Annotated in this window: 24 protein-coding genes and 1 pseudogene; 18 read left to right on the forward strand and 7 right to left on the reverse strand. The window is 62.9% G+C overall.

What is annotated here, in order from left to right; all coding sequences use genetic code 11:
* Window positions 1-85: 85 nt before the first annotated feature.
* Genes ACO06F_RS15985 through ACO06F_RS16000 form a run of 4 tightly spaced genes read left to right on the forward strand, consistent with a single transcriptional unit; the run spans window position 86 to window position 3,772 of the window.
* Entirely contained in the window at window positions 86-1,039 is a 954-nt protein-coding gene (locus tag ACO06F_RS15985; RefSeq protein WP_421693737.1) for a MurR/RpiR family transcriptional regulator, read from the forward strand.
* The gene (locus ACO06F_RS15990) at window positions 1,036-1,683 is read left to right on the forward strand and encodes a cysteine hydrolase family protein (RefSeq protein WP_421693738.1); all 648 of its coding nucleotides are present in this window, start codon (window positions 1,036-1,038) and stop codon (window positions 1,681-1,683) included. The genes ACO06F_RS15985 and ACO06F_RS15990 overlap by 4 nt, the downstream gene beginning before the upstream one ends.
* Entirely contained in the window at window positions 1,680-3,011 is a 1,332-nt protein-coding gene (locus ACO06F_RS15995; protein WP_421693739.1) for a glutamine synthetase, read from the forward strand. Before ACO06F_RS15990 ends, ACO06F_RS15995 begins: the two co-directional genes overlap by 4 nt.
* Window positions 3,011-3,772, forward strand: a complete 762-nt coding sequence (locus ACO06F_RS16000) for an N-formylglutamate amidohydrolase (protein WP_421693740.1) — start codon at window positions 3,011-3,013, stop codon at window positions 3,770-3,772. The genes ACO06F_RS15995 and ACO06F_RS16000 overlap by 1 nt, the downstream gene beginning before the upstream one ends.
* On the opposite strand, the gene ACO06F_RS16005 is transcribed toward ACO06F_RS16000, so the two are convergent.
* On the reverse strand, window positions 3,757-5,478 hold the full coding sequence (locus ACO06F_RS16005; protein ID WP_421693741.1) for a PHA/PHB synthase family protein: 1,722 nt from the start codon (window positions 5,476-5,478) through the stop codon (window positions 3,757-3,759). The two genes, ACO06F_RS16000 and ACO06F_RS16005, sit on opposite strands and share 16 nt — an antisense overlap.
* Window positions 5,479-5,817: 339 nt before the next feature.
* On the opposite strand from ACO06F_RS16005, the gene urtA reads away from it, so the two are divergent.
* The 6 genes and pseudogenes from urtA to ACO06F_RS16035 all read left to right on the forward strand — a co-directional run bounded on the left by urtA (window position 5,818) and on the right by ACO06F_RS16035 (window position 11,806).
* A complete protein-coding gene (urtA, locus tag ACO06F_RS16010; protein ID WP_421696701.1) occupies window positions 5,818-7,107 on the forward strand; it encodes an urea ABC transporter substrate-binding protein in 1,290 nt (429 codons plus the stop codon).
* A 77-nt stretch (window positions 7,108-7,184) separates the two neighbouring features.
* A complete protein-coding gene (gene urtB / locus ACO06F_RS16015; RefSeq protein ID WP_421693742.1) occupies window positions 7,185-8,777 on the forward strand; it encodes an urea ABC transporter permease subunit UrtB in 1,593 nt (530 codons plus the stop codon).
* Window positions 8,774-9,904 carry an urea ABC transporter permease subunit UrtC gene (gene urtC / locus ACO06F_RS16020; protein WP_421693743.1) on the forward strand — a complete coding sequence of 377 codons (1,131 nt, stop codon included), beginning with the start codon at window positions 8,774-8,776 and terminating at the stop codon, window positions 9,902-9,904. The genes urtB and urtC overlap by 4 nt, the downstream gene beginning before the upstream one ends.
* Window positions 9,901-10,646, forward strand: a pseudogene (gene urtD, locus ACO06F_RS16025) (urea ABC transporter ATP-binding protein UrtD). Before urtC ends, urtD begins: the two are co-directional and overlap by 4 nt.
* A gap of 4 nt (window positions 10,647-10,650) precedes the next feature.
* The gene (gene urtE / locus ACO06F_RS16030) at window positions 10,651-11,352 is read left to right on the forward strand and encodes an urea ABC transporter ATP-binding subunit UrtE (RefSeq protein WP_421693744.1); all 702 of its coding nucleotides are present in this window, start codon (window positions 10,651-10,653) and stop codon (window positions 11,350-11,352) included.
* 1 nt (window position 11,353) lies between these two features.
* The gene (locus tag ACO06F_RS16035; protein ID WP_421693745.1) at window positions 11,354-11,806 is read left to right on the forward strand and encodes an RbsD/FucU family protein; all 453 of its coding nucleotides are present in this window, start codon (window positions 11,354-11,356) and stop codon (window positions 11,804-11,806) included.
* A 25-nt stretch (window positions 11,807-11,831) separates the two neighbouring features.
* On the opposite strand, the gene ACO06F_RS16040 is transcribed toward ACO06F_RS16035, so the two are convergent.
* Complete coding sequence (locus ACO06F_RS16040) at window positions 11,832-12,686, reverse strand: PfkB family carbohydrate kinase (RefSeq protein ID WP_421693746.1); 855 nt, start codon at window positions 12,684-12,686, stop codon at window positions 11,832-11,834.
* Window positions 12,683-13,681 (reverse strand): TIM barrel protein, encoded by a 999-nt coding sequence (locus ACO06F_RS16045; protein ID WP_421693747.1) that lies wholly within the window; start codon window positions 13,679-13,681, stop codon window positions 12,683-12,685. Before ACO06F_RS16045 ends, ACO06F_RS16040 begins: the two co-directional genes overlap by 4 nt.
* A 78-nt stretch (window positions 13,682-13,759) precedes the next feature.
* On the opposite strand from ACO06F_RS16045, the gene ACO06F_RS16050 reads away from it, so the two are divergent.
* Together ACO06F_RS16050 and ACO06F_RS16055 are read left to right on the forward strand one after the other, a co-directional pair.
* Window positions 13,760-14,863 carry a M42 family metallopeptidase gene (locus ACO06F_RS16050; protein WP_421693748.1) on the forward strand — a complete coding sequence of 368 codons (1,104 nt, stop codon included), beginning with the start codon at window positions 13,760-13,762 and terminating at the stop codon, window positions 14,861-14,863.
* Entirely contained in the window at window positions 14,860-16,341 is a 1,482-nt protein-coding gene (locus tag ACO06F_RS16055) for an FGGY-family carbohydrate kinase (RefSeq protein ID WP_421693749.1), read from the forward strand. The genes ACO06F_RS16050 and ACO06F_RS16055 overlap by 4 nt, the downstream gene beginning before the upstream one ends.
* A 144-nt stretch (window positions 16,342-16,485) precedes the next feature.
* Here the strand turns inward: ACO06F_RS16055 and ACO06F_RS16060 are convergent, their stop codons facing one another.
* Both ACO06F_RS16060 and ACO06F_RS16065 read right to left on the reverse strand, forming a co-directional pair.
* On the reverse strand, window positions 16,486-17,412 hold the full coding sequence (locus ACO06F_RS16060) for an arginase family protein (RefSeq protein WP_421693750.1): 927 nt from the start codon (window positions 17,410-17,412) through the stop codon (window positions 16,486-16,488).
* A 16-nt stretch (window positions 17,413-17,428) separates the two neighbouring features.
* The gene (locus ACO06F_RS16065; protein ID WP_421693751.1) at window positions 17,429-18,388 is read right to left on the reverse strand and encodes a hypothetical protein; all 960 of its coding nucleotides are present in this window, start codon (window positions 18,386-18,388) and stop codon (window positions 17,429-17,431) included.
* Between the two features lie 162 nt (window positions 18,389-18,550).
* Between ACO06F_RS16065 and hemH the strand changes: the two genes are divergently transcribed.
* From hemH to ACO06F_RS16080, 3 genes are all read left to right on the forward strand, one after another.
* Window positions 18,551-19,522 (forward strand): ferrochelatase, encoded by a 972-nt coding sequence (hemH, locus tag ACO06F_RS16070; protein WP_421693752.1) that lies wholly within the window; start codon window positions 18,551-18,553, stop codon window positions 19,520-19,522.
* 74 nt (window positions 19,523-19,596) lie between these two features.
* Window positions 19,597-20,568, forward strand: coding sequence for an SPFH domain-containing protein (locus ACO06F_RS16075; RefSeq protein ID WP_421696702.1), 972 nt, complete (start codon window positions 19,597-19,599; stop codon window positions 20,566-20,568).
* Window positions 20,569-20,572: 4 nt separating this feature from the next.
* Window positions 20,573-21,019, forward strand: coding sequence for an NfeD family protein (locus ACO06F_RS16080; protein ID WP_421693753.1), 447 nt, complete (start codon window positions 20,573-20,575; stop codon window positions 21,017-21,019).
* 101 nt (window positions 21,020-21,120) lie between these two features.
* Here ACO06F_RS16080 and ACO06F_RS16085 read toward each other — a convergent pair whose 3' ends face one another.
* Window positions 21,121-22,125 (reverse strand): KpsF/GutQ family sugar-phosphate isomerase, encoded by a 1,005-nt coding sequence (locus ACO06F_RS16085; RefSeq protein WP_421693754.1) that lies wholly within the window; start codon window positions 22,123-22,125, stop codon window positions 21,121-21,123.
* A gap of 45 nt (window positions 22,126-22,170) precedes the next feature.
* Window positions 22,171-23,064, reverse strand: coding sequence for a UTP--glucose-1-phosphate uridylyltransferase (locus ACO06F_RS16090; protein ID WP_421693755.1), 894 nt, complete (start codon window positions 23,062-23,064; stop codon window positions 22,171-22,173).
* Between the two features lie 98 nt (window positions 23,065-23,162).
* Between ACO06F_RS16090 and galE the strand changes: the two genes are divergently transcribed.
* The 3 genes from galE to ACO06F_RS16105 all read left to right on the forward strand — a co-directional run bounded on the left by galE (window position 23,163) and on the right by ACO06F_RS16105 (window position 26,503).
* A complete protein-coding gene (gene galE, locus ACO06F_RS16095) occupies window positions 23,163-24,155 on the forward strand; it encodes a UDP-glucose 4-epimerase GalE (RefSeq protein ID WP_421693756.1) in 993 nt (330 codons plus the stop codon).
* Between the two features lie 81 nt (window positions 24,156-24,236).
* On the forward strand, window positions 24,237-25,439 hold the full coding sequence (locus tag ACO06F_RS16100; protein WP_421693757.1) for a lytic murein transglycosylase: 1,203 nt from the start codon (window positions 24,237-24,239) through the stop codon (window positions 25,437-25,439).
* Window positions 25,439-26,503: a GDSL-type esterase/lipase family protein gene (locus tag ACO06F_RS16105; protein WP_421693758.1), complete on the forward strand. Its 1,065-nt coding sequence runs from the start codon at window positions 25,439-25,441 to the stop codon at window positions 26,501-26,503. Before ACO06F_RS16100 ends, ACO06F_RS16105 begins: the two co-directional genes overlap by 1 nt.
* The last annotated feature ends 11 nt before the right edge of the window (window positions 26,504-26,514 follow it).

Below are 26,514 nucleotides of genomic sequence, written 5' to 3' on the forward strand. Positions count from 1 at the left end.
GGAGGTGTCAATATTTGTTTCAGTTTGCGCAGAGCTACGCAGTTGTTGTAATGAATTCCACATCGCCACCGAAGTTCTTTCCGCCATGTCGAGCACCGAGATCACAACCCTGCGTGAGAGCTCCGCCGCAAAGCGGCGGCGCAGCGTGCGTGAGCGGTTGCTGGAGCCCAACCGGAATTTCTCCAACTCGGAGATGAAGGCCGTGCGGGTGCTGCTGGCGAATTATCCGGCAGCAGGCCTCACCACCGTCTCGAAACTTGCGAAGCAGGCAGGCGTAAGTGATCCTACGGTTCTGCGCCTGGCGCAGCGGCTGGATTTCGAAGGTTTCGCCGAGATGCAGGAGGCGCTGCTGGCGGAGGTCGAGGCGCATATGCGTTCGCCGCTGACGCTCCCAGCCGCATCCCCGTCCCGGCGCAAGCCGAATGCGTATCAATCCTTCCTCGCGGACACGCTTTCCCAGTGCGAGGCCGTGGCGCGCGAAACGGCAACAGCGGATTATGAACGTGCGGTGGCCCTTCTCACAGACCCGCGCATGAGGGTCTTGTGCCTCGGTGGGCGCTTCAGCCGCTTTCTGGCCGGCATCCTGCAGCGCTGCCTTCACCACATGCGCGAGGGCACGGTGCTGCTCGACGGCACCGGGGCCGATCTGGTGGACGAACTCGCCTCGCTCGACAAGCGCCATGTGCTCGCCGTCTTCGACTATCGGCGCTACCAGACGGATGTGGTGCGCTTTGCGGCTCTCGCCAAAGCGCGCGGCACGCATGTGATCCTGTTCACCGATCAGTGGATGTCGCCCATCGCCGAATTCGCGGAGGTCATCATCACCGCGCCCACCGCCACGTCTTCGCCCTTCGATACGCTGGTGACGCCGCTTCTGCAGGTGGAGGCTGTGGCCGTAGGCGTTGCCGAACGGCTGGGGCCGGACTGGCGCAGCCGCGCGGCGATGCTGGAAGAGGTGCGCAATGATCATCACGTCACGCTGGGCGCTTCGCCCGCATCCGAACCACACAAGCGCAGAATGAGGAAGAAGGGTTCATGAGCAAGCCAGACAAGCGCGAGGCACATTACAAGGCAGGCGAAACAGCCGTGCTGTTCGTGGACATGCAGAAGATGTTCTGCCTGCCCGGCCTCGACCCCGCGCACCCGGAGATGAATGCGGAGCATTACTACTTCCACCGCCTGCGGGAGACGGTGATCCCCAATCAGGTGCGGATACTTGCGGCGGCACGCGCCAAAGGGGTTCAGGTGATGCACACCATCATCGAGGCGCTGACGGAGGATTGCCGCGATGCTTCGCTCGACCACAAGCTCTCCGACCTTCTGGTGCCCAAGGGCCACCCGCTGGCGCCGCCCATCGACGAGCTCTCCCCCATCCGCAACGAGATCGTGCTGCCCAAGACATCCTCCGGCGTCTTCAACTCCACCAACATCGACTACGTCTTGAGAAACCTCGGCATCCGGTACCTGATCGTCGCGGGCGTGGTGACGGACCAGTGCGTGGACATGGCCGTGCGCGATGCCGCGGACCGCGGCTACCTCGTCTCCGTGCCGGGCGATGCGTCTGCCACCTATACGCAGGAGCGGCATGATACGGCGCTCAAGGCCTATGGCGGCTATTGCTGGGTAACGGACACGGATACCGTGGTCTCGCGCATCAACGCCATCACGCAGGCCGCCGCATGAGTGCGGCCCAGCCCGAACGTGAGCCACTCATCAGCTTCGTGACCACGGACTATGCCGGAATCACGCGCGGGCGCTCCATAGCGTCGTCGAGCTATGCGCCGGGGAAGGGGAAAAGCCTGGGCTGGGTTCCGGCCAACATGTCGCTCACCCCCTTCGATCTCATCGCAGATCCAAACCCCTGGGGCTCCTCTGGCGACCTGCGCCTCTTGCCTGACGATGACGCGCGCTTTCAATTCAGCATCGAAGGCTCGGCGACGCCGCTCGACATCGTGATGAGCGACATTGTCGAACTCGACGGCACGCCCTGGGTCTGCTGTCCGCGCAGCTTTCTGAAACAGGCGTTACGCGACCTCGAAACCGAAACCGGCCTCAGCCTCATGGCCTCCTTCGAGCATGAGTTCCAGATCCTCAATGCGGGCTGGCCCGCGGCCCCGGCCTTTGCGCTCCAGGCGCTGCGCCGGGCGGACCCCTTCGGGCCCGCCCTCATGGCGGCGCTGCGCAGCGCAGGTGTTGAGCCTGAAGTGTTCATCGCCGAATATGGAAAAGACCAGTTCGAGATCACGCTTGCGCCCGCTGCCGCCCTTGCTGCGGCAGACCGCGCGGTGCTGTTGCGCGAAACCGTGCGTGAACTCTCCCGAAACCGCGGCTGGCAGTGTTCCTTCGCGCCCAAGACGGCCGTCGATGGGGTGGGGAACGGTGTTCACATCCACTTCTCCTTCCGAGATGCCAAGGGTGCGCCCGCCACTTACGATGCCGCGCAGCCGGGTGGCGTGTCCGCGGTTGCCGGAAGCTTCGTTGCCGGCATTTTGCGTCATCTTCCCGCCCTCTGCGCCTTCACGGCGCCGAGCCCCATCTCCTACCTGAGGCTTCAGCCCCATCACTGGAGTTCGAGCTATACCTGGTTCGGTGACAGGGACCGCGAGGCGAGCCTGCGCATCTGCCCGGTGAACCGGATCGGCGGGGCCGATCCTGCCAAGGCCTTCAACATCGAATACCGTCCCGCCGATGCGACCTCCTGTCCGCACCTGGCGCTGGGGGTTCTGGTGCGGGCAGGGCTTGAAGGCATTCGCAGCAAGCTCAGCCCCCCGCCGCTGTTCTCAGGGGACCCGGCGCTTCTGGCCGAGGCGGAGCGGCAAGCGCTGGGCCTGAAGCGCCTGCCGCAGTCGCTGTCCGAGGCGCTTGAAACCCTGCTGGCGGATGCCACCGTCTGCGGCTGGTTCGCGCCAGTGGCCGTCGAGACCTATACCGGCATGAAACGCATGGAGATGACGCTTGCGGGCGATACGCTCGATGATGCGATGTGCCACCGCTATGCGGTGATCTATTGATGGACGCGCCCGAGCATCTGCCGCCGCCAGTGCGCGTTCTGAACGAGACGGGGGCCTCACCTTATGTTCTTTTGTGCGAGCATGCCTCGCGCTTCATCCCCGCGGCCTATCGTGGGTTGGGGCTTGGTGACCATGACCTCGCACGCCACATCGCGTGGGACATTGGTGCCGCGCAGGTGGCCACATGCCTGTCCGCCACGCTCGATGCGCCGCTGGTGCTGGCCGGCTATTCGCGCCTGCTGATCGATCTCAACCGGCCGCCCCACAGCGAAACCGCCATTCCAGAGATCAGCGAAACCACGTCCATCCCCGGAAACCGGGGCTTGAGCGAGGCGGAACGCGCACGTCGCATCAGCGCCTATTTCGATCCGTTCCAAGCCGCTGTCGGGCATCTGCTGGATGCGCGCCAGGCGGCAGGGGTTCAAAGCACGGTGATCGGCATTCACAGCTTCACGCCGGTGTTCAAGGGCTTCGTCAGGCCCTGGCAGGCCGGCATCCTCTACCGCCGCGCACGGGTTTTCGGGCACGCGCTGGCGGAAGCGCTGGGTGGCGCTTCCTCCGCCATTGCCGAGAACGAGCCCTATGCCATTGACGATGAGAGCGACTACACCGTGCCGGTGCATGGCGAAGCCCGCGGGCTCGATGCCGTGCTGGTCGAGATCCGCCAGGACCTGATCGCAGATGATGAAGGCGCTGCCAGCTGGGCCTCCCGCCTTGCCCAGGCGCTCAAGTCCATCGAGAAGCGTCAGCTGTACACGTAGGTCCCCGGTGCGGGACCCAGATCCGGCATCGCCTCCCAGAGGGGTGGCGTTGTCATTTCCGACGAGCTCCTGGCCGCGAGCCAGTCCGCCCAGGCCAGCCACCAGGATCCTTCGCGTAGCTCGGCGGCGCGCGCCCAGCTTTCCGGGTCAGAATATTTGTCGTCATGGTGCGAGGTGCCGATCCGGTAGGAGCGGTGCGCGTGGCCCGGCTCGCTGACGATTCCGGCATTGTGCCCACCGCTGGTGAGCACGAAGGTCACCTCGGTATCCGCGAACAGCCGGAACTTATAGACCGATTGCCAGGGCGCGATGTGGTCCTTCTCGGTGCCCACCAGGAAAACCGGCGCATCAATGTCGCGCAGTGCGATGACCTTGCCCTCCACGGCATAGCGCCCGGCGGTAAGCCGGTTTTCCAGGAACAGGCTGCGGAGATACTGCGCGTGCATGAGATAGGGCATGCGTGTTTGATCCGCGTTCCAGGCCATCAGATCCGTCATCGGCTCGCGCTCGCCCAGAATATACTCGCGGATGAAGGGAGCGACGATCAGGTCATTGGAGCGGAGCAGCCGGAAGGCGCCCGCCATCTGGCGCGTGTCGAGCACGCCCTGATCCCACATCATGTCTTCCAGGAAGGCGACCTGGCTGTCATCCACGAACAGCATCAGGTCTCCTGCCTCGGAAAAATCCGTTTGTGCTGCGAGCAGCGAAAGTGTTGCGAGGCGCTTGTCGCCATCGCGCGCCATGGTGGCTGCGGCAATCGCCAGGATCGTGCCGCCCAGGCAATAGCCGCAGGCATGGATGGCGCGTTCCGGCATGAGGCGGGAGATCTCGTTCAGGGCTGCCATAACGCCGTCCGTCCGGTAATCGTCGAAGCGGATGTCCCGGTCAGCCTCGGTGGGGTTTCGCCAGCTCACCATGAAGACGGTGTGCCCGCGTTCCGTCAGAAACCGCACCAGGGAGTTGTGGTGCGAAAGATCGAGAATATAGAATTTCATGATCCAGGCTGGCACCAGCAGCACGGGTTCCGCCCGCACGGCATCCGTGGCAGGGCTGTAGCAGAGCAGCTCCATCAGATGGTTGCGGAACACCACCTTCCCCCGTGAGGCGGCGATGGTTTCGCCGATCTTGAACGCCTCCGCGCCCACCGGCAGCTTGCCGCTTGTTTCGCGAAGCGCATCCTCCGCGAAATTCTGGACGCCGCGGAGCAGGTTTGCGCCACCTTCCTTCAGCGTGTGCTGCCAGATATCCGGGTTGAGGACGGGGTTGCTCCATGGGGCCAGCGCATCCATCAGCTGACGGGTCATGAAGTTCACGCGCGTCTGATCCACCGTTTCCATGCCGCGCGGCGCCTGAGCCGCGAAAGAGGCGAGCTGGGAGAGGCCAAGGTGCCATTGCCGCAGCAGGTCCAGCGGCAGTTCGGACCACAACGGATCCTCCTGGAAGCTGGTCCAGCCATTCGCCGGAAAGGGCGGCTCCGGCCTGTCGCCGGCCATGCGGGCCGCCGCATAGAGCGAAAGCTTCTTCGCGTTGTCTGCCGCCCGCAGCATCAGATCCGCCTGCACGCCCGGTGACATGGCGAAATGAACCGTCCAGTCGAGGCAGGCGGCGGCAATGGCATAGGGGGAAACACCCTGTGTCAGCTTTGCAAGTGCCGCCCGCTGTGCCCTGTCAAGCGTCTCGAACTGGCGGGATACATGATCAGTCATCGATAAACCTTCTCCGGCCACCGGATCGGGCGGCCACCTTCGCCTCATAACACCGCACCGCGCGCCGCCCGGGTCTGATCCAGATCAAACACCGCGATTGTGAAGGCAATGCGTCCTGATAAGCGATTAAAATTTATGCTGCAAACAGTAGCTTGTTTATGAATTGAGCAGGAAGCCGCGCATCTCATTGATGAGAAAATGCGCAGGCCGTTGATTTTAACGAAGCTGAATCAGCTTGATAAGTTGAATCTTCCAGTTGCACGGCCAACTGGCACGGCGGTTGCGAAGAGGTCCTCCGGACAAAAGCAACAACAGTCCACGGAGGGAACAGACATGTCATTGACACGGAGAGGTTTGGTAAAGGCGGCAGCTGGTGTGGCGTTCGGCGCTGCCTTTGGCGGTATCAGCATGGCGCGCGCCGCCGATGATACGATCAAGGTGGGCGTGCTCCACTCCCTGTCGGGCACCATGGCGATTTCGGAGACGACGCTGAAAGACGTGATGCTCATGCTCATCGAGGAGCAGAATGCCAAGGGTGGGCTCCTCGGTAAGAAGCTCGAAGCCGTGGTCGTCGACCCTGCATCCGACTGGCCGCTGTTTGCCGAAAAGGCGCGCGAGCTGATCGCGGTGGACAAGGTGGCGGCCGTGTTCGGCTGCTGGACCAGCGTGTCGCGCAAGTCGGTTCTGCCGGTGTTCAAGGAGCTGGACAGCATCCTGTTCTACCCCGTCCAGTATGAGGGCGAGGAATCAGAGCGCAACGTGTTCTACACGGGCGCTGCCCCCAACCAGCAGGCCATTCCCGCCGTCGATTACCTGATGGCGAATGAAAAGGTGCAGCGCTGGGTGCTGGCCGGCACGGATTATGTCTATCCGCGCACAACCAACAAGATCCTCGAAGCCTACCTCAAGGCCAATGGCGTGGCCGAGGAAGACATCATGATCAACTACACGCCGTTTGGCCATTCCGACTGGCAGACGATCGTGTCCGACATCAAGAAGTTCGGCTCCGCAGGCAAGAAGACGGCTGTGGTCTCCACCATCAATGGCGATGCGAACGTGCCCTTCTACAAGGAGCTCGCGAACCAGGGAGTCTCGGCCGAGGATATCCCGGTCGTCGCCTTCTCCGTGGGCGAAGAAGAGCTGGCGGGCATCGATACAGGCCCGCTCGTGGGCCATCTCGCCGCCTGGAATTACTTCCAGTCCGTTGATACGCCGGAGAATGCCGACTTCATCAAGAAGTGGAAGGCCTTCACCAAGAATGACAAGCGCGTCACCAATGATCCGATGGAAGCGCATTACATCGGCTTCAACATGTGGGTGAAGGCTGTCGAGAAGGCCGGCACCACAGACCCCGACAAGGTGATCGACGCGCTGATCGGCATTTCCGTGCCGAACCTCTCGGGCGGCTTCTCCACCATGATGCCGAACCATCACATCACCAAGCCGGTGCTGATCGGGGAAGTGCAGGAGAACGGCCAGTTTGACATCGTGTGGTCGACGCCGGGCCTCGTCGTCGGCGATGAATGGTCAGACTTCCTGCCGGAATCGAAGCCGCTCATCTCGGATTGGCGTGCACCCATGTCCTGCGGCAACTTCAACACCGTCACAGGCAAGTGCGGCGGCGCGTGAGCTGAAGCCGCCCATTCCACCTTCTCCCTCTCCCCCGCTTGCGCGGGGGAGAGGAAAGACATGCTTGGAGAACGCCCATGCGGCGCCTGATCGCGACACTCCTGATCCTGTTCCTTTCGGCAGCGCCTGCCATGGCCGATCTGCGCGCCGCAGTGAATGCGCTTGGCCAGGCCAAGCTTGCAGGCCTCGAGCAGGCGATCAAAGCTGTGGCGGCGGAGCCTGGCGAAGCTCCCCAGAAGGTTCTGGACGCGCTGGGCGAGGGCAATCTCTATCTGCGGAAATCCGACAATCAGGTCTATATAGCCAAGGCTGGGGACGGCGCCTATCAGCTCACCGATCCGGTGACGGGTACTGCTGCCGGCGAGGCGGCAAAGGATGACCTTTCGAAGATCAAGATCAACAATGCGCTGCGGCGTCTGATCAAGGCCACGGCGGGCGGTTCTGACCTTGCAAGTCCTGACGCCGCAAAGCGGCTTGCGGCGGCGCAGGAAGTGTTCAAGTCCGGGGATGCTGCCTCCCTTCCGGCCCTTGAAGATGCGCTGGCGAAGGAAACGGTCCCCGCCGTCAAGACCGCGCTCGAGCGCGCCAGGGCGGCGGCCATTCTCGCCTCTGACAAGCCGGATGATGTGAAGCTCGCCGCCATCAGCCTGCTGGCGGACAGCGGCAACCGGGACGTGCTCCCCGTTCTCTCGGTCGCCGCGCAGGGCACAGGCCCCGTGGCCGACGCCGCGCGGAAGGCTGTTGCGGGGATCCAGACCAATCTCGCCTATTGGAACGTGTTGCAGAATGTCTGGTATGGCATTTCGCTGGGTTCCGTTCTGCTACTGGCGGCGATCGGGCTTGCCATCACCTTCGGCGTCATGGGCGTCATCAACATGGCCCATGGCGAGATGGTGATGCTGGGCGCCTATACCACCTTCGTGGTGCAGGAGGTGATCCGCACTTCAGCACCAGGCCTCTTCGATGTTTCGCTCCTCATCGCATTGCCGCTCGCCTTTCTGGTGGCGGCCGCCATGGGCATGCTGATCGAGCGCATCGTCATCCGCCCGCTTTACGGCCGCCCGCTGGAAACGCTGCTTGCCACATGGGGCGTGTCCCTCATCCTGCAGCAGACAGTGCGCATGATCTTCGGGCCCACCAACCGGGAAGTCGGAAACCCCTCCTGGGCCTCGGGTGCGTTTGAACTGGGGCAGATGTCGATCACCTACAGCAGGCTGTGGCTTGTCATTTTCTCCTTCGCGGTTTTTGCGGGCCTCTATGTCCTGATGAACAAGACGTGGTTCGGCCTGCAGGTGCGCGCCGTCATGCAGAACCGGCGCATGGCCTCGGCCATCGGCATCCGCACCCCATGGATCGGCGCACTCACCTTTGCCGTGGGTTCCGGCATTGCAGGCATTGCCGGCGTGGGATTGTCGCAGATCGACAATGTCTCGCCCGATCTGGGCCAGGGCTATTCGATCGACAGCTTCATGGTTGTCGTGTTCGGCGGCGTGGGCAATCTATGGGGAACGCTGGTGGCCTCAATGACACTCGGCATCATCAACAAGCTGCTGGAGCCCTTTGCGGGGGCCGTACTGGGGAAGATCCTGGTACTCGTCTTCATCATCCTCTTCATCCAGAAGCGGCCGCGCGGCCTTTTCGCGCTCAAGGGCAGGTTTGTTGACGCATGAGCCGTCTCATATACATCACCGCCGCCATCATCGCCGCACTTGCACTGCTGGTGCCGGTTCTGAACCTTGTGGTGCCGGCGGAATCGGCCCTCCACATTCCGGATTATCTGGTGCCGCTCCTGGGCAAATATCTGTGCTTCGCCATTCTGGCGCTCGCACTCGATCTGGCCTGGGGCTATTGCGGCATTCTCTCGCTCGGCCACGGTGCCTTTTTCGCGCTCGGCGGCTATGCCATGGGCATGTATCTGATGCGCCAGATCGGCGCGCGCGGGGTTTATGCCAATCCGGTGCTCCCGGATTTCATGGTGTTCCTGAACTGGAAGGAACTGCCCTGGTATTGGTATGGTTTCGACATGTTCTGGTTCGCCGCAATCATGGTCATGGTGGTGCCAGGGCTCCTGGCCTTTGTGTTCGGCTGGTTCGCCTTCCGCTCGCGCGTCACCGGTGTCTATCTCTCGATCATCACCCAGGCGCTCACCTATGCGCTGCTCCTCGCCTTCTTCCGCAATGACATGGGCTTCGGCGGCAATAATGGCCTCACAGACTTCAAGGATATTCTGGGCTTCAACATTCAGGCGCAGGAAACCCGCGCCGCGCTGTTTGCGGCCACGGCCCTGATCCTTGCGGCCTTCCTGCTGATGCTGCATTTCGTGGTGCGTTCGCGCCTCGGCAAGGTGATGGTGGCGGTGCGCGATGCCGAAAGCCGCACGCGCTTCATGGGCTACCGGGTGGAGCATGTGAAGCTCTTCGCCTTCACGCTCTCCGCCGTCATGGCGGGTGTTGCGGGCGCACTCTATGTGCCGCAGGTCGGCATCATCAACCCTGGGGAGTTCTCGCCCGGCAACTCGATCGAGATCGTGATCTGGACGGCAGTCGGCGGGCGCGGCACGCTGATCGGCCCGATCATCGGTGCTTTCACCGTCAATGCGGGCAAGACCTATTTCACCGGCGCCTTCCCGGACATGTGGCTTCTGGTGCTGGGCGGGCTCTTCGTCTGCGTCACGCTGTTCCTGCCCAAGGGTATTGTGGGAACACTCAGCGATTGGCTGGCGCGGTGGCCACGCGCCAAGCCGTCCAAGCCACAACCTTCGCCGGCGGCCCCCATGGAGGCAGCGGCAGCGGAATGAGCAAGCAGGGCAGCATTCTCTATCTCGATGGCATCACGGTCAGCTCGATGGCTTCAAGGCGCTGAACAATCTCTCCCTCATCATCGGCGAGGGCGAGATGCGCGCCATCATCGGCCCCAATGGCGCGGGCAAGACCACCATGATGGACGTGGTCACCGGCAAGACCCGGCCGGACTCGGGCGAGGCGCTGTTCGGCGAATCGATTGATCTCCTCACACGCGACGAAGCGGATATTGCGCGGCTCGGCATCGGCCGCAAGTTCCAGCGCCCCTCGGTTTTTGAAAGCCACACGGTATGGGACAATGTGGAACTCGCACTCGCGGGCCACCGCGGCGTGGTCGAAAGCCTGTTCCACAAGCTGTCCCCACCGGAGAAAGCCAGGATCGAAGAGGTGCTGGACATTGTGGGCCTCACCTCTGAGGCCGCGCGGCTTGCGGCGCATCTGAGCCATGGACAGAAGCAGTGGCTGGAGATCGGCATGCTGCTCGCGCAGGAACCGAAGCTGCTGCTGGTGGATGAGCCCGCGGCAGGCATGACGGATGAGGAGACCGCCGAGACGGCCCGGCTTCTCAAGCGCATCGCAGGCAAGAAGGCCGTGGTCGTGGTGGAGCATGACATGTCTTTCGTGCGTGCGCTCGATGTGAAAGTGACGGTGCTGCATGAAGGCTCCGTGCTGGCCGAAGGTTCGCTGGAAACGGTGAGTGCCGAGCCCCGCGTGATCGAAGTCTATTTGGGGCGGTGACAGCATGATCGATCTCACCATCACCAATCTCGATCTCTATTATGGGGCGGCGCAAGCCTTGCGCGGGGTTTCGCTCGAGGTGAAGCCCGGCTCGATCACCTGCGTGCTGGGCCGCAATGGCGTGGGGAAGTCCAGCCTGCTCCGCGCCATCATGGGTCTGCAGCGCGTGAAAAGCGGCACGATTGCGATTGACGGCAAGCCGCTCGGCAGCCTGCCGCCTCATGCGCGCGTCAAATCGGGGCTGGGCTATGTGCCGCAGGGCCGAGAGATCTTTCCGCTGCTCACCGTTGAAGACAATCTGAAGACGGGGCTCGCCATCGTGCCGCGCGGCCAGCGCTTTATTGACCCCGAAGTGCTGCGCCTGTTTCCGGTGCTGAAGGACATGCTGGCCCGGCGCGGGGGAGACCTGTCCGGCGGCCAGCAGCAGCAACTGGCGATCGGGCGCGCGCTGGTCACCCGCCCAAAGCTTCTGGTGCTGGATGAGCCGACGGAAGGCATCCAGCCCTCGATCATCAAGGACATCGGCCATGCCATTCGCTATCTGAAGGAAACGAGCGGAATGGCGATCCTGCTGGTCGAACAATATCTGGAGTTCTGCCGCGATCTGGCGGACCAGGTCTATATCATGGACCGCGGCGAGATCGTTCATGGCGGCCCAGCCGAGGATCTTGACAAGCCGGAGGTCCGCAAGCATCTCATGTTCTGAGATGCTTAAAAATATTTCCTCAGTCCTCAGCCCAGACCTGCTCTGGTGCCTTGCCTCCATGGGCCATGCCGAACGGCTGGTCCTGGTGGACCGCAATTTCCCGGCACAAGACGTGGCCCGCCACACCAGCACCGGCCGCCTGATCGAGTTGCCGGGCCTCGACATTCCGCAGGCTGCGCGGGCTATCCTCTCCGTCATGCCGCTCGATGATTTCATTCCCGCACCCGTTTCCCGCATGCAGGTGGTGGGGGAGCCTGACACGCTGCTGCCATTGCAGGCTGAGGTGCATGAGATCGCCCGGCAAAGCGAGGGCCGCGATATCGGCATGGAGGCGCTGGAGCGCTTCGCCTTCTATGACGCCGCCAAGAAAGGCTTCTGCGTGGTGCGAACGTCCGAGTTCCGGCCTTACGGGTGCTTTCTCTTGACCATGGGCGTGATCTTCGACGGGCGGTAGATGGCGCAGCGCTTTCCTGAAGTCCTCAAATCCCTTGCCGCCCCGACACAAACCGCGCAGCAGCCTCATTCGCCAAATGACAGGATGTGATGAGATCATCACCTGCCGCAAGCCGTGCGGCGAGTGCGCCGCAGAAGCAGTCGCCGGCGCCGTGGCTGGAGACGAGTGTCACCGGAAGGGCGGGAATGTCCACGCGCTCAGCCTTCCTCGTCATCACCATCAGCCCGTCGCCGCCGCGGGTCAGGATCACGTCCCGCCCTGCGGCGTGAAGGGCGGCAAGCGCCGCGGCGGGATCGTCTTCTCCTGAGAGCATGGCCGCTTCGACACGGTTGACGACAAGCACGTCGACGAGTGCAAGGAATCCAGCGGACATCTGCCGCGCCGGTGCTGCGTTGAGAATGATCCGCGCGCCATTGGCCTTGGCACATTGCGCAGCGCGCTGCGAAACAGCCTCGGGAATCTCATTCTGCAGCAACAGCACGGAGCTGCGCCAGAGCTGCTCCCAACTTGCGGTGATCGTACCGGCATCAATCGTCAGATTGGCGCCGGAGACGACGACTGCGCCATATTCGCCTGCAGCCTCGCTGATCGCCACGCTCATGCCGCTGCCTGCGGAGGTGTCGATGCCGACATGGGTGATATCGACACCTGCCGCCACCAGATTGGCGCGCAGCCTGTCTCCGAAATCATCCTGTCCCGTCTGGCCACCAAATGCCGTGCGTGCGCCGAAGCTTGCGGCGGCCACCGCCTGATTGCCGCCCTTGCCGCCACATTTATAGCGCCAGGCGGAGCCTATCAGCGTTTCGTCACGGGCGGGAAGCCGCGGCGCCTCCACCATGATGTCGAGGTGGAGGCTTCCCACAACGGCAACATCGATCATGCCGCACCATAAAGCGCTGCCTGCAGGATGCGCTGGCTCGTCACTGCGTCCTGCGCCGCAATCGCCGCTTCCAGTGCCGCGTTGCCACGCAGGCGGTCCAGCACGCGGCACATGCCTTCGACGGCCGAGATATTGGCCGAACATTCGGCAACGGGATCGAGCCCCACGGCATCCGGGAAGGTATCGAAATAGATCGCGTTGCGGTAGCCAAGCTTTTCCAGCGTGTAGAGCAGTTCGAGCGTCTGGATCACATGCACGCTGCCCGCCACCAGCCCATCGTCACGCTTGCCATAGCCGTCATTCAGATGCACGCCCAGTAGGCGGCTGCGGCGGTGGATGAGGGATGCGGCGAAGGCCGGCATTTCGTCGGCATAAAGCACATGGGCGAAATCGAGCGTCACACCCATGTTTCGAGCGTTAACGTCAGAGATCATCAGCAGCGTCGTTCCCACATCGGGAAGCAGGCTGAAGGCGCGCGGTTCATTGGGCTTGTATTCGATCGAGATATCAATTGCCGGATTATGCGCGGCGATGATGCGAAGCGCATCCGCCGTCTCGTCCCACAGGCGCAGGTAATCTGCCTGGAAGGAATAGTCGAAGCCGTCCTGCCCCAGCCATAGCGTCATCAGGTCACCGCCCGCTTCAGAAAGCGCATCGACCCCGCGCAAGGTGAGGTCCAGCGCCTTGGCACGGATCGCCTTGTCCGGATGGGAGAGGGCGCCCTTCTTGAAACCAGGGTCTGAATAGTAGCGCATGGCAAAGCCATTGAGGCTGATCCCCAGGCTGTCCAGCTTGGCGCGGATCTCCTTGGGCGAGGTCCCCTCCAGATGGTCGGGAAAATTGAAGTCGACCGCGGAGAGGCCAGGCACGGTTGCCGCGCGCTCGATCAGGTCCAGCGAGGTGATGCGGTTCAGGCCCGGCCACTGCTTCGCGGCGTCGGCCTTGAAGCCATTGAGCCTCGTTGCGTAGGCGAAGCGGGTCTTCTCTGCGGTCACATCTGGCCTCTTGGCTTGCGGCGGGTCGAACCTTCCGTTACCAATTCGCCAGAAAAATTGGAAGGGAACGCCCCGATCATGCAGGACCGCATCAAACGCTGGACAGAGGCCCTGATGATGATCCCGGGCCTTTCCGGCTTCGAAGGCAATGTGCGCCGCTATATCAAAGCGGAGCTTGCGGCCATGGGGATTTCCTCCCGAACCGACATGCTCGGAAATCTCATCGCCACGATTGAGGGCGATCCCGGCCTTCCCTCCGTCATGCTGATCGCGCATATGGATCAGCTGGGTCTCATCATCCGCAAGATCGAGGCTTCGGGCCTTCTCCGGGCAGAGCGCGTGGGCGGTGTGCCGGAGCGGGCACTGGCCGCACAGGAGGTGCTGCTGTCGCTGGGCAATGGCCGCACAGTTTCCGGCATCATCGCCAACAAGAGCCACCATGCCACGACGCCCGAGGAGAAATACCGCGTGGTGCCCTATCAGGAACTCTATATCGACTGTGGCTTCAGCAACGGGGATGAGGCGGTCAAGGCGGGCATTCAGGTGGGAACGCCCGTCGTCTATGCGCCGAAATTCGTGGAGCTTGCAGGCGGGCGCCTTGCTGGAACCTCGGTTGATGACCGCGCGGCCTGTGCCATCATGCTGGAGCTGGCGCGGGCCACGCAGGGGCTTCGCAAACTGCCCAGCATTCATTTCGTCTTTTCGGTATTGGAGGAGTTCAATCTGCGTGGCGCCCTGACGGCGGCACAGGTGCTCAAACCCGATATCTGCATCCAGCTTGACCTGGCCCTTGCCACCGATACGCCGGACATGGGCCACCGCGGAGACGTGAGGCTCGGTGCGGGACCCGTGATGAGCATGTTCAGCTTCCATGGGCGCGGCACGCTCAATGGCTGCATTCCGCATCCAGCTCTGGTGCAATTGTTCCAGGCCACGGCGGACCGGGAGAACATACCGCTGCAGCGTTCGGCGCATATCGGCGCGCTGACGGAGACCTCCTATGTGCAGCTTGTCGGCAAGGGCGTGGCCTCGATCGATATGGGTTTTCCGGCGCGCTACACGCATTCGGCGCTGGAAGTGTGCGACCTTGCCGATCTCGAAAGCCTCACGCGCCTGCTGATGGGAGCACTCCACGGCATTGATGCCCGCTTCTCGCTCGACCGGGACGATTACGTGGAATGAAGCATTATCTGGGCGTTGATATCGGGACGTTCGAAACGAAGGGAGTGATCGTCACCACTGCGGGAGAGATCGTGGCGCAGGCCTCGCGCGCGCACCGCATGCAGGTGCCTGAACCCGGCTGGGCTGAGCATGATGCGGAGCAGGACTGGTGGGGCGACTTCGTCCACGTCACCCGCAAGATGCTGGCGGAGAGCGGCATTTCGCCCTCATCAATAGCTGGCGTTGGCGCCAGCGGCATCGGCCCCTGCATGCTGCCGGTCGATCGCGATGGCAATCCGCTGATGAACGCCGTTCTCTACGGTGTAGACACGCGGGCCCATCGCGAGATCGAGGAGATGACGCGCGAAATCGGCGCGGAGACGGTTCTCGACCGCTGCGGCAACGCGCTCACCTCGCAGGCGGTCGGCCCCAAGATCCTGTGGCTGAAGCGCAACCGGCCGGAGATTTTCGCGAAGACCCACAAGATCCTGAACTCCAGCTCCTTCCTCGTCCACCGCCTGACGGGGCGTTATACGATCGATCATTATTCGGCCGGCAATTTCAGCCCCTTCTATCTGGCGGATGAGCAAGGCTGGAGCGATGCGCTTGCCCCCGGCATCATCTCGATGGCGCAACTGCCGGAACTTTTGTGGACGACGGATATCGCCGGCCACGTCACGCCCGCGGCCGCCGCCCAGACGGGCCTTGCCGCGGGCACGCCGGTGATCGCCGGCACGATTGATGCAGCAGCGGAGGCGGTGAGCGTCGGCGTGCTCAATTCAGGCGATTTGATGCTGATGTATGGCTCGACCATCTTCATCATTCTCATCACGCCGGAGCGCGTGCGGGACGGCAGGCTGTGGTATGCGCCATGGCTGTTTCCTGGTCAGCATGGGGCGATGGCGGGTCTGTCGACCAGCGGCACGCTCACCCACTGGTTCCGGGACAATTTCGCGAAGGAGCTGCCGCGCGACAGCGCGGTCATCGCGCTTGCCGCCGAAGCGGAAGACTCACCCCCGGGGGCCAAGGGCCTCGTGCTGCTTCCCTATTTTTCAGGCGAGCGCACGCCCATTCATGACACGGCTGCAAAAGGCGTTCTCTTCGGCCTCGACCTCACACATGACCGGGGCGACATGTTCCGCGCCGTGCTGGAAGGGATCGCCCATGGCACGCGCCACGTGTTCGAAACCTACACAGAAGCAGGTGCGGCGGCGGGCCATGTCTATGCGGTGGGCGGCGGCACCCGCAACCGCGTCTGGTCACAGGCCACGTCGGACATTGGCGGCATCACCCAGCTGGTAAGGCAGAAAACCATCGGCGCATCCTACGGCAACGCCTTCCTCGCGGCACTCGCTCTGGGTGATGTGAAATCTGAAGACATCGAAAGCTGGAACCCTGTGGCCTCCGAGGTGACACCCCGTACGGAGTTGAAGCCGATGTATGACCGCCAGCACGCCATTTTCCGCGCCCTCTATCCGGCGACGAAGCCGTTTCTGTGAAGCGGCGTGGTCAGATCACGGGCAGATTTACACCCCATGCGATCCGTCTTTCGGTCAGCATGCGCGGCAAGCAAAGCGGGATGCCAGCCTGCGCTGGCATGACGGTACGAGTTGTGAGCTCATCCCAGATCAACGCGTGCCGTCCTAGTCTTCCTCATCCTCGCGCCTGCGGATGCGGCCGATGACGTTGGCGGCAATGCGGGCGGCGGTGAAGGCGGCGATCTTGCTGCGGTCTCTGGACGGCACGAACTCCACCATGCAGAAGCCGGCGATGCGCGCTTTGGCGGCAACGCCTGCGATCAGGTCCGTCACCTGGGTATAGGTGAGGCCGCCTGGCGTGGCGTAGGCGACGGCGGGCATTTCGGCTGCGTCCAGTGCATCGCAGTCAAAGGAGATCACGCAGTCGCAATCCTCGGGGATGTGGCGCAGCACCTCGTCCGTGCCCTTGTGGTGGATCTCGCGCGAGGTGACGATATGCGCGCCCCATTTCTGCGCATCTCGCACTTCCTGCTCGCGGGCGCTGCCAATGCCGCGTGCACCGGCCTGCACGATGCGCCAGACATGGTCATGCTCGGAGGCCCGCCGCATGGTGGAGGAAAAGCCAAAGGGCTCGCCATAGCGTTCCTCCCGCCAGTCGATATGGGCATCGATCTGCAGGATGACGATTGCAGGCTGCTCGGAAAAGGCCGCGATGAAGGGGATCGGCACCGAGTCATCGCCGCCGAACATGATGGGCACGGCACCGGTGGCGAGAATGCCGCGCGTCGTCTTCTCGATCAGGGCACGATTGTGCTTGCCGTCCTTGGGCCTGGTCTTGAGGTTGCCGAGGTCGCAAATCGATTGTTGGTGCTGGAGCAGCGGGCCGCCCAAATCGAAATCCCAATGGTCCAGCCATTCGGCATCGACCTCGAGAGCCTTGCGGAAGGCGTCAGGCGCGCCGCGGTGAATGGAATTGTCGATTTCCGGATAGGGTGTGCCGTGTGGTGCTCCGAAGATCGCGGCATCGAACCCTACCGGGCTTGCAGCGCGGACAGCACCCTTGAACGGCGGAACGGGAGTTGAAACGGCCATGGCGAAAAGGCTTCCTTCAGGCAGCGCGGGCGGAGGACGTCTCTGCCGAGGGCCAGGCCACGCGCTGGGGCGGCAAGGTGAGGTAGGCGGTGACGCTGCCGTTGGCGCACGCCGCCGTTACGTCTCCAGAATGAAGCAGCGCCACGCGCCTGGCAATGGGAAGGGCGAAGGCCCTGAGGCCATTGACCGCAGGTTGCGGCTCGAAGATCGCCGTCGCGTTCTGCGGGTGAATGGGCTTGAGGGCCTTGCAGCGGCATTCGAGGGAGAGCCCCCCGTCACCCAACCTGAAAATGCCAATCTCGATGAGGCCTCCTGCGGCCGCACTGTTCACCACCCACAGGGCCAGGCTGGTGATCGCCTGGCGCAGGCGCTCCGCGTCGCAGGTGATTTCCACGCCTTCGGCCAGCGTCGCCACGATCACCGTGTCAGCGGCTTCCACCGTCTCGCGGCAGAGGGCCAAGGCGGTTTCCACAAGCTCTCCAGCGTCAACCTGCTGATCGGTCAGGCGGAGCCGGCCCCGCTCGAAACGCACGTAATCGTGAAACTGCGCTGCAAAGCTGCACAGTTCGCCGCTGGCATTCTGCAGGTAGCGGTGGGCATCGGCGGCAGCTTTGGCCTCGGTTGCGGTCTCCAGCAGGCCGGTAAAGCCCTTGATGGTGCTGGCTGAACTCTTGATCTCCGCTGACACGGCTTCGAGCAGGCGCAGGAATCCCTGTGCCGGTGCTGCGGCAGGACCGGGTGCCACCTCGCGCGGCATTTCGTATTCCGCTGGTATGGTACGCAGGTGGTAGAGCCATCCTGAGGCGCCAAGCGCCATGCTGGCCAGCAGAAAGGCGCCGATCAGCAGGGCGCCCAGGGCATCCACGGCCAGATAAACCGCCGCCGTGGCCGCCAAAAGGGCGACAAATGCCGTCCCCGCAGCCAGCCCCGCCACAATGGAAAGTTTTCCGGACAACATCTCCGGCCGCTGCCGCATGGAACTCACAACTCCGGCCACTCACCAATTTCAGGGCAATATGATCTTTTGGCATTTTCAAGCCGTTAACGGTGGGGTAGGGCAATGCCAGCAAAGGCGGTTTCACGTTTCATGAATGTACTTCCACCCGGGCATCCCCCGTTCAAGGTCGGGAAGATCGGCGTGTTGCTGATCAACCTCGGCACGCCCGAGGGCACCTCCTACCGGCCGATGCGGCGTTACCTAAAGGAATTCCTGTCCGACCGGCGGGTGATCGAGGTCAATCCCGTGCTGTGGTGGGTGCTGCTCAATGGCATCATCCTCTCGACCCGCCCCAAGAAGAGCGGCCACGCCTATGAGCAGATCTGGAACAAGGAGCGGAATGAATCGCCGCTCAAGACCATCACCCGCTCGCAGGCGGAAAAGCTGGCCTCGCGGCTTGGCGATCTGCCGCAGGTCATCGTCGACTGGGGCATGCGCTATGGCCTGCCACCCACCGCCGAGCGTATCGAGGCGCTGAAGGCACAAGGCTGCGACCGCATTCTCCTGTTCCCGCTCTATCCGCAATACAGCGCGTCGACCACCGCGACGGCGCTCGACAAGGCTTATGACGCGCTGAAAACCATGCGCTGGCAGCCCGCCATCCGCACGGTGCCGCCCTATTTCGACAATCCCGCCCATATCGAGGCGCTGGCCCAGTCTTTGGAGCAGCATCTTGCGACGCTGGGCTGGGAGCCCGATCTCATCCTCGCCTCCTTCCACGGGTTGCCCAAGGATTACTTCATGGCGGGCGATCCCTATCACTGCCATTGCATGAAAACGGCCAGGCTTCTGGGCGAGCGCCTGAAGCTGCCGCGTGAAAAGCTTCAGGTGGTTTTCCAGTCGCGCTTCGGCAAGGCGGAATGGCTGCAGCCCTATGCCCAGCAGACGGTCGAGGGCCTCCCCGCCAAGGGTGTCAAAAAGCTGCTGATGATTACGCCGGGCTTTGCCTCGGATTGCGTGGAAACGCTGGAGGAAGTGGCAATCGGTCTCAAGGAAACGTTTTCAGAAGCGGGCGGCGAAGACTTCTCCGTCGTGCCCTGCCTGAATGATTCCGAACCCTCCGTCACCATGCTGGAACGCCTGGTGCGCAACGAACTTCAGGGCTGGGCCTAGCCACTTGCAGTTGCGCATATCCCACGCCATCTTGAGGCGGCCGGACGTCCGGCCATTTCGGGGGCAAGTCGATGCTGCAAGGCGTGGGAATTTTTGTCATCATCCTGGTCGCGGTGGTGTTGTTCTACCTGCTGCGGGCCATCTGCATGGTGCCGCAAGGCTATAATTATACGATCGAGCGCTTCGGCAAATATATCGACACGCTGCAGCCGGGCCTCGGCGTCATCATTCCCTTCATCGACCGTGTCGGCGCCAAGCAGAACATGATGGAGCAGGTGCTGGATATTCCCTCGCAGGAAGTCATCACGCGTGACAACGCCATGGTGAAGGTGGATGGCGTCACCTTCTTCCAGATCGTCGATGCAGCGCGTGCCGCCTATGAGGTGAAGGATTTGGAGAATGCCGTCATCAATCTGGTGATGACCAATATCCGCACGGTGATGGGCTCGCTCGATCTCGACAGCCTTCTCTCCCAGCGTGACGAGATCAACCACCGCCTGCTCAATGTGGTGGACCAGGCAACGCAGCCCTGGGGCGTCAAGATGAACCGGATCGAGATCAAGGACATCGCACCGCCGCGCGATCTCGTGGAATCCATGGCCCGCCAGATGAAGGCCGAGCGTGACAAGCGCGCCGCCATCCTCGAAGCCGAAGGCCTGCGCGCCGCGGCCATTCTGCGGGCGGAAGGCGAGAAGCAATCCGTGGTGCTGGAAGCCGAGGGCCGCAAGGAAGCCGCCTTCCGTGATGCCGAGGCGCGCGAGCGCTCAGCCGAAGCCGAGGCCAGGGCCACTGAAGTGGTGTCACGTTCGATCGGCGCGGGCGGCGCGCAGGCGATCAACTACTTCGTCGCCAATAATTACATCAAGGCGTTGGAAAGCCTTGCCTCCGCTCCGAACCAGAAGGTGCTGATGATGCCGGTTGAAGCCTCCTCCTTCATCGGTTCGATTTCAGGCATCGCTGAAATCGCCAAGGAAGCCTTCGGCACTCAGGCAGCCTCCCGATCCGGCGCGCGCGGCAGCGTGCCCAACACCGGCTCTGGCAGCTGAAGGCATGGAGCAGCTCTTTCCCATTCTCGGTCCCTGGGTGTGGTTCGTGGCGGCGGGCATTCTGCTGCTGCTCGAACTCCTCTCGCCCGGGGTGTTCTTCCTCTGGCTCGGCATTGCCGCAGCGCTCACGGGTATTGCCGACAATGTGCAGAACCTGCCGTGGCCGGCGGAGCTCCTGATGTTTGCGGCGCTGTCGGTCGTCTCCGTCATCGCCGGACGGCGCATCTACAAGGGCCCCGCCATGGTGCCGCAGGACAACCCGTTTCTCAACCGCCGCCAGCTCGGTTATGTGGGCCGCAGCTTCACCCTGAAGCAGCCGATCACCGATGGCCGCGGCAAGCTGACGATCGAAGACACCGTGTGGGAAATCGAAGGCCCGGACCTTCCCGCGGGTGCCAAGGTGACGGTCACCGCCGTCAAGGACATGAACCTGGTGGTGGCACCGGTTTAAGATGGGCGATTGAATAAGAATATTTTCTATTGTTATTCCTCTCCCCCATTGGGAGGAGAGGAAAAGTCAGGTGCGGGATGAGGTCGGTTTGGCCGCCAGCCTCAAATCAACCCGATGCGCAGCAGGTCGTGGATGTGGATCAGGCCCACGGGCTGCTCATCCTGATCGATGGCGAAGAGGCTGGTGATCTTGAGCGCGTTCAGCTGTTCGAGTGCTTCGGAGGCCAGTGCGTCTGGGGAGATGGTCTTGGGTGCCTTGGTCATCACGGCACCCGCCGTCTGGTTCAGAAGATCGGGCGACATGTTGCGGCGGAGGTCGCCATCGGTCACGATGCCGATCAGCCTGCCGCCCGCATCGGTGACGCCGAAGCAGCCGTAGCTTTTCCGCGTCATCACGATCAGCACGTCGGCCATGGGGGTTGCCTCGGTCCCGAGCGGCAGCTCGTCCTGGCGGTGCATGATGTCGCGCACATGTTTCAGCTGCGCGCCCAGTTTTCCGCCGGGGTGAAACTTGCGGAAGTCATGCGCGCTGAAGCCCTTGTCCTCGAGCAGCGCCATGGCCAGCGCATCGCCCAGCGCCAATTGCAGGAGGGTTGACGTAGTGGGCGCCAGGCCGTTGGGGCAGGCCTCCTTGGCGCGCGGCAGTGGCAGCACGATGTCGGCCTCGCTGCCAAGCGTCGAGTCCGGCACCGAAGTGATGGCGATCAGCGGCACGGCAAAGCGCCGCGAATAGGTGAGAATGTCCCGAAGCTCCGGCGATTCGCCCGAATTCGAGATCATGATGATCACGTCATCCGGCGTGATCATGCCTAAGTCGCCGTGGCTTGCCTCCGCCGGGTGGACGAAGCTTGCGGGCGTTCCGGTGGAGGCCAGCGTTGCGGCAATCTTCCGCGCAATGTGGCCGCTCTTGCCCATGCCGGTCAGCACCACGCGGCCCTTGGCCCGGCGGATCGCCTCAACCGATTGGGCCAGGCCATCACCCAGCGGGCCATCGAGTGCGGCAATCAGCTGCTGCATGCCGTCGGTCTCGATCACCAGGGCACGGCGGGCGGAGGCGCGCCATTGGGCGCCAAGCGGAACGGGATGGAGGAGGGTACGGTTCGGCATGCCGCCTTCTAGCGCCTTTGGGCCCGCTGCGCAAAAGTGAAGAATCTAAAGCCCGCCCTTGCCCTCCAGGATCTTCTTCAGGGCCTCCCGGAAGCCTGGGCCTACATCCTCCCGGTCCAGCGCGAAGGCCACATTGGCGGCGAGGAAGCCCACCTTGTCGCCGCAGTCATAGGTCGTGCCGCGATATTTGAGGCCGTGGAAGGGCTGGCGGGCCATCAGACGGATCATGGCGTCGGTGATCTGGATTTCGCCACCCGCGCCCGGTTCCTGGGCTTCGATCTCGGGGAAAATCTCCGGCTGGAGAATATAGCGGCCGGAAATGATCAGGTTTGAGGGCGCATCCTCGCGGCGCTTGGGCTTTTCCACCATGCCGGTCACGGTGAAGGCATTGCCCTGCCAGTCCTTGGCGCCCACCACGCCATAGCGGCTGACCTGGTCCCACGGAACCTCTTCGACCGCGATGACGTTTCCGCCCCCGTGACTTTCATAGACATCCATCATCTGCTTCAGGCAGCCGGGGCTCGCATGCATCGCCATGTCGGGGAGGAGGAGCGCGAAGGGCTCGTCCTTGACGATCTGGCGGGCGCACCACACGGCGTGGCCCAGGCCCAGCGGCTCCTGCTGGCGGGTGAAGCTCGCCTGGCCGGCTTGCGGCCGGTCCTTGGTCAGCGCATTCAATTCGGACGTCTTGCCGCGGGCGGACAACGTCGCCTCAAGCTCGAAGGCCTTGTCGAAATGATCCTCGATCACCGCCTTGTTGCGGCCCGTCACGAAGATGAAATGCTCGATTCCCGCTTCCCGCGCCTCATCCACCGCGAGCTGGATCACCGGCCGGTCGACGACGGTGAGCATCTCCTTGGGCATTGCCTTGGTGGCGGGCAGAAAGCGCGTGCCGAGCCCCGCGACGGGGAACACGGCAGTTTTGATCGGACGGACCATGAAAACCTCTTTTGACCTCGAATGACTGCCCGCAGTAAGTCAGCTTTCGATTGGGCAGTTCCAAAAACTTCGCTACACTCTACCAAGGGGAGATATCAATGACCATTCTTGTAACGGGCGGCGCTGGTTATATCGGCAGCCACATGGTGCTGGCGCTGACGGAGCTTGGCGAACAGGTTGTGGTTCTCGACAATCTCTCCACCGGCGCATGGTGGTCCGTGATGCCGGAAGCGAAGCTGATCGAAGGCGACATCGGGGATGAAGCGCTGCTTGACCGGGTGATGCGCGAGCACCAATTCGATGCGGTTGTCCATTTCGCGGGTTCCATCGTGGTGCCGGATTCGGTGCACGATCCGCTCGGATATTATCTCAACAACACGGTCAAATCGCGCATGCTCATGGCTTGCGCGGTGAAGGCCAAAATCCCGCGCTTCATCTTCTCCTCCACCGCCGCGGTTTACGGCAATCCGCTGGCGCAGCCCATTTTCGAGGATGCAGCACCAGCCCCCATCTCGCCCTATGGCGCCTCGAAGCTGATGACGGAATGGATGCTGCGGGACTCCCATGCCGCTTATGGAATGCAATATGTGGCGTTGCGCTATTTCAACGTGGCGGGTGCTGATCCCAAGGGCCGGATCGGCCAATCCACCCCGCGCGCCACGCATCTGATCAAGGTCGCCTGCCAGACGGCCCTTGGCCAGCGCGAGCAGATCGAAGTGTTTGGCACGGATTACCTCACACCTGACGGCACATGCCTCCGGGATTACATTCACGTGAGCGATTTGATCGCCGCCCATGTCGATGCGCTGTCGCATTTGCGGCGCGGCGGGGAGAGTGGAATTTTCAACTGCGGCTATGGCAAGGGCTATTCCGTGCTTGAGGTTCTGAAGGCTGTCGAACGGGTGAATGGCGCGGCCCTCCCCGTCAAGGTGGGGCCCAGGCGCGAGGGCGATCCGGCGGCGATCGTTGCGGGTGCAAGCCGCGTGCGGGAAATCCTGGGCTGGAAGCCCCAGTATGAGAACCTTGATTTTATCGTGGAAACCGCTCTCAACTGGGAGAGGAAGCTGGCAAAACGCAATGCTTCGGCCTGATTGAGGCCGCATTTGGCGGCTGAGAGTCTTGGGCGTAGAGTTGGGCCCGCCCACACCTTGCGTCCGAATCGAGGGGTTGCCATGGATCGCAGACTATTCGCCTCGCTGCTCGTGCTGGCGCCGTTTCTGGCGCAGCCGGTGCTTGCTGATGACGCCAAGTTTGTAAGCTTCATCGAGAACACGCTGTGGCCCCGCATGAAGGCCCAGGGTGTCTCGCGCAAGCTGTTCGATGCGGCCTTCGCTGGCATCACCGAGCCCGATCCCGTGGTGCTGCGGCTTGCGGAAAACCAGCCCGAATTCACCTCCACCACCTCTGACTATCTCGCCAAGGCCGTAACCCCCGCCCGCATCTCCACGGGCAAACAGAAGAATGAGGATGAGGACAAGCTCCTCGCGGCAATCGAAGCCAAATACGGCGTCGATCATTACATTCTCCTCGGCATCTGGGGCATGGAGTCCAATTTCGGCAAGGACAAGGGCAAGATGAGCGTGTTCCGCTCGCTGGCGACACTTGCTTACTCGGGAAGCCGCAAGGAGTATGGCAATGCGCAGCTTCTCGCGGCCTTCAAGATCCTGAAGAGCGGCATCGTTAAGCCGGAAAATTTCACCGGCTCCTGGGCAGCCGCCATGGGGCACACGCAGTTCATTCCGTCGTCCTATGTCTCCTATGCGGTGGACTGGACGGGCGATGGCAAGAGAGACATCTGGAATTCGAAGGAGGATGCGCTCGCCTCCACCGCGAATTATCTGGCCAAGGCCGGCTGGAAGGCGGACCGGCCCTGGGGCTGGGAGGTGATCCTGCCCCAAGGCTTCAACATGGCCCTCATCGGCCGCAGCAAGTGGCGCACCGTGGCGGAGTGGCAGAAGCTCGGGATCAAGCGTGCCGATGGCGCCAAGTTCGGCTCTCTCAACGCCGATGCCTTCGTGATGGTGCCGCAAGGTGTGGCAGGCCCCCGCTTCCTGGTGACGCGGAATTTCCTCGCCATCATGGATTATAACCTGTCGCATTCCTATGCGCTGGCGGTGGGCCATCTGGCAGACCGCATCCGCGGCAAGGGCGCCTTCCAGGCCAGCTGGCCGGAGGTCAATTATGATTTGAGCTTCAAGCAGCGCGTCGAGCTGCAGAGGCGGCTCAACGCGCTGGGCTTCGAAACAGGGGGAAGCGATGGACGCTTCGGCGCCCGGACCTATGAGGCGATCATCGCTTACCAGAAGAAGGCGGGGCTGCCGCTCAACGGCACGCCGTCTGCTGCACTCCTGCAGCATATGCAGAAGAACAGCTGATGCGGATCGGAGCGTTGATCGCTTTTGCCTTGCTGCTGGGCCTCGCACCCGCCCAGGCGCAGGGCGTTGATGCGCCTGCAGCAGGTGCGCCCGCCGCAAGCACCGATCCCGATGCTCCGTTGACGGAGGAAAAACACGTCAACCAGGTGCTGGTGATCGGCGATGCCATGGGTGGCGGCTTGGGCGCCGGGCTCACCCGCGTGGCGGAGCCGGGCGGCGATTATGACGTGTCGCTGCGCTTCAACGAGGAATCGGGCCTCGCGCGGCCTGAGGTTTATGACTGGGCGGCGACGGTGCCGAAGATCCTCGAAAGCGGTCAGTATGATGATATCGTCGTCATGCTCGGCGCCAATGACCGGCAGACCATCCGTGATGGCGAGCAGCGCCTGGAGTTCGGCACAGAGGCCTGGAGCGCTGCCTACAAAAAGCAGATCGACCTTCTGCTGGACCAGCTTGCGGCATCGGGCGCCAGGATCGTCTGGACCTCCCCGCCGCCGATGAAAGACCCGGATTATGATGCTGCAATGAAGACGATCGCTGCCCTCCAGCGTGAACGCGTCGAGGCGCGCGGCATGAGCTTTCTCGATCTTCGCCCGGCGCTCTCCAATCCGGATGGCAGCTACACTGACGTGATGAAGGACGATACGGGCAACGTCACCAAGCTGCGCGGGCGCGATGGCATCTCCTTCTTCAAGGCGGGCAACAATCTGATGGGCCAGCTGGTGCTGGCCGCCATCCAGACCGAGCCCGCAGCACCCGCAGCTGCAAAGTCAGCGGTCGAAAGCAACAGTGCCGGGAAAACCGACGCGGAACAGACCCAGCGGCAAGTGCCGCTCTTCGGCCAGGCGCTGATGGATCAGGAGCCTTACACGGTTCAGCCCGAAGGTGTGACGGCCAATGCCATGCTCATCGCCTCAGGCGGGCTTGACCCTGCTGCCGCCTTGAAGACCCTGCGTGATCTGGCGCGCGACGGCAGCGGTGCTGCCGGCCTGTTCAAGCGCGGCCAGCCGGGACCTGCGCCCGCGGGCCGCGCCGATGATTTCGCGGCCCCCGCACCCCAGTAAGCAGACGCGTC

This window comes from Aestuariivirga sp. (genome assembly GCF_965227715.1).
In the GTDB taxonomy this organism is placed as follows: Bacteria; Pseudomonadota; Alphaproteobacteria; order Rhizobiales; family Aestuariivirgaceae; genus Aestuariivirga.

Excerpts from the sequence above, each read along its gene's own strand:
- ACO06F_RS15985 (WP_421693737.1), top strand. The coding sequence starts at position 86 with ATGTCGAGCACCGAGATCACAACCCTGCGTGAGAGCTCCGCCGCAAAG.
- ACO06F_RS16090 (WP_421693755.1), bottom strand. The coding sequence starts at position 23,064 with ATGGTCCGTCCGATCAAAACTGCCGTGTTCCCCGTCGCGGGGCTCGGC.
- ACO06F_RS16000 (WP_421693740.1), top strand. The coding sequence starts at position 3,011 with ATGGACGCGCCCGAGCATCTGCCGCCGCCAGTGCGCGTTCTGAACGAG.
- ACO06F_RS16040 (WP_421693746.1), bottom strand. The coding sequence starts at position 12,686 with ATGATCGATGTTGCCGTTGTGGGAAGCCTCCACCTCGACATCATGGTG.
- urtB (WP_421693742.1), top strand. The coding sequence starts at position 7,185 with ATGCGGCGCCTGATCGCGACACTCCTGATCCTGTTCCTTTCGGCAGCG.
- ACO06F_RS16080 (WP_421693753.1), top strand. The coding sequence starts at position 20,573 with ATGGAGCAGCTCTTTCCCATTCTCGGTCCCTGGGTGTGGTTCGTGGCG.
- ACO06F_RS16005 (WP_421693741.1), bottom strand. The coding sequence starts at position 5,478 with ATGACTGATCATGTATCCCGCCAGTTCGAGACGCTTGACAGGGCACAG.
- ACO06F_RS16055 (WP_421693749.1), top strand. The coding sequence starts at position 14,860 with ATGAAGCATTATCTGGGCGTTGATATCGGGACGTTCGAAACGAAGGGA.
- urtC (WP_421693743.1), top strand. The coding sequence starts at position 8,774 with ATGAGCCGTCTCATATACATCACCGCCGCCATCATCGCCGCACTTGCA.
- ACO06F_RS15995 (WP_421693739.1), top strand. The coding sequence starts at position 1,680 with ATGAGTGCGGCCCAGCCCGAACGTGAGCCACTCATCAGCTTCGTGACC.
- ACO06F_RS16060 (WP_421693750.1), bottom strand. The coding sequence starts at position 17,412 with ATGGCCGTTTCAACTCCCGTTCCGCCGTTCAAGGGTGCTGTCCGCGCT.
- ACO06F_RS16105 (WP_421693758.1), top strand. The coding sequence starts at position 25,439 with ATGCGGATCGGAGCGTTGATCGCTTTTGCCTTGCTGCTGGGCCTCGCA.
- ACO06F_RS16035 (WP_421693745.1), top strand. The coding sequence starts at position 11,354 with ATGCTTAAAAATATTTCCTCAGTCCTCAGCCCAGACCTGCTCTGGTGC.
- ACO06F_RS16050 (WP_421693748.1), top strand. The coding sequence starts at position 13,760 with ATGCAGGACCGCATCAAACGCTGGACAGAGGCCCTGATGATGATCCCG.
- ACO06F_RS15990 (WP_421693738.1), top strand. The coding sequence starts at position 1,036 with ATGAGCAAGCCAGACAAGCGCGAGGCACATTACAAGGCAGGCGAAACA.
- urtE (WP_421693744.1), top strand. The coding sequence starts at position 10,651 with ATGATCGATCTCACCATCACCAATCTCGATCTCTATTATGGGGCGGCG.
- ACO06F_RS16065 (WP_421693751.1), bottom strand. The coding sequence starts at position 18,388 with ATGCGGCAGCGGCCGGAGATGTTGTCCGGAAAACTTTCCATTGTGGCG.
- ACO06F_RS16100 (WP_421693757.1), top strand. The coding sequence starts at position 24,237 with ATGGATCGCAGACTATTCGCCTCGCTGCTCGTGCTGGCGCCGTTTCTG.
- galE (WP_421693756.1), top strand. The coding sequence starts at position 23,163 with ATGACCATTCTTGTAACGGGCGGCGCTGGTTATATCGGCAGCCACATG.
- ACO06F_RS16085 (WP_421693754.1), bottom strand. The coding sequence starts at position 22,125 with ATGCCGAACCGTACCCTCCTCCATCCCGTTCCGCTTGGCGCCCAATGG.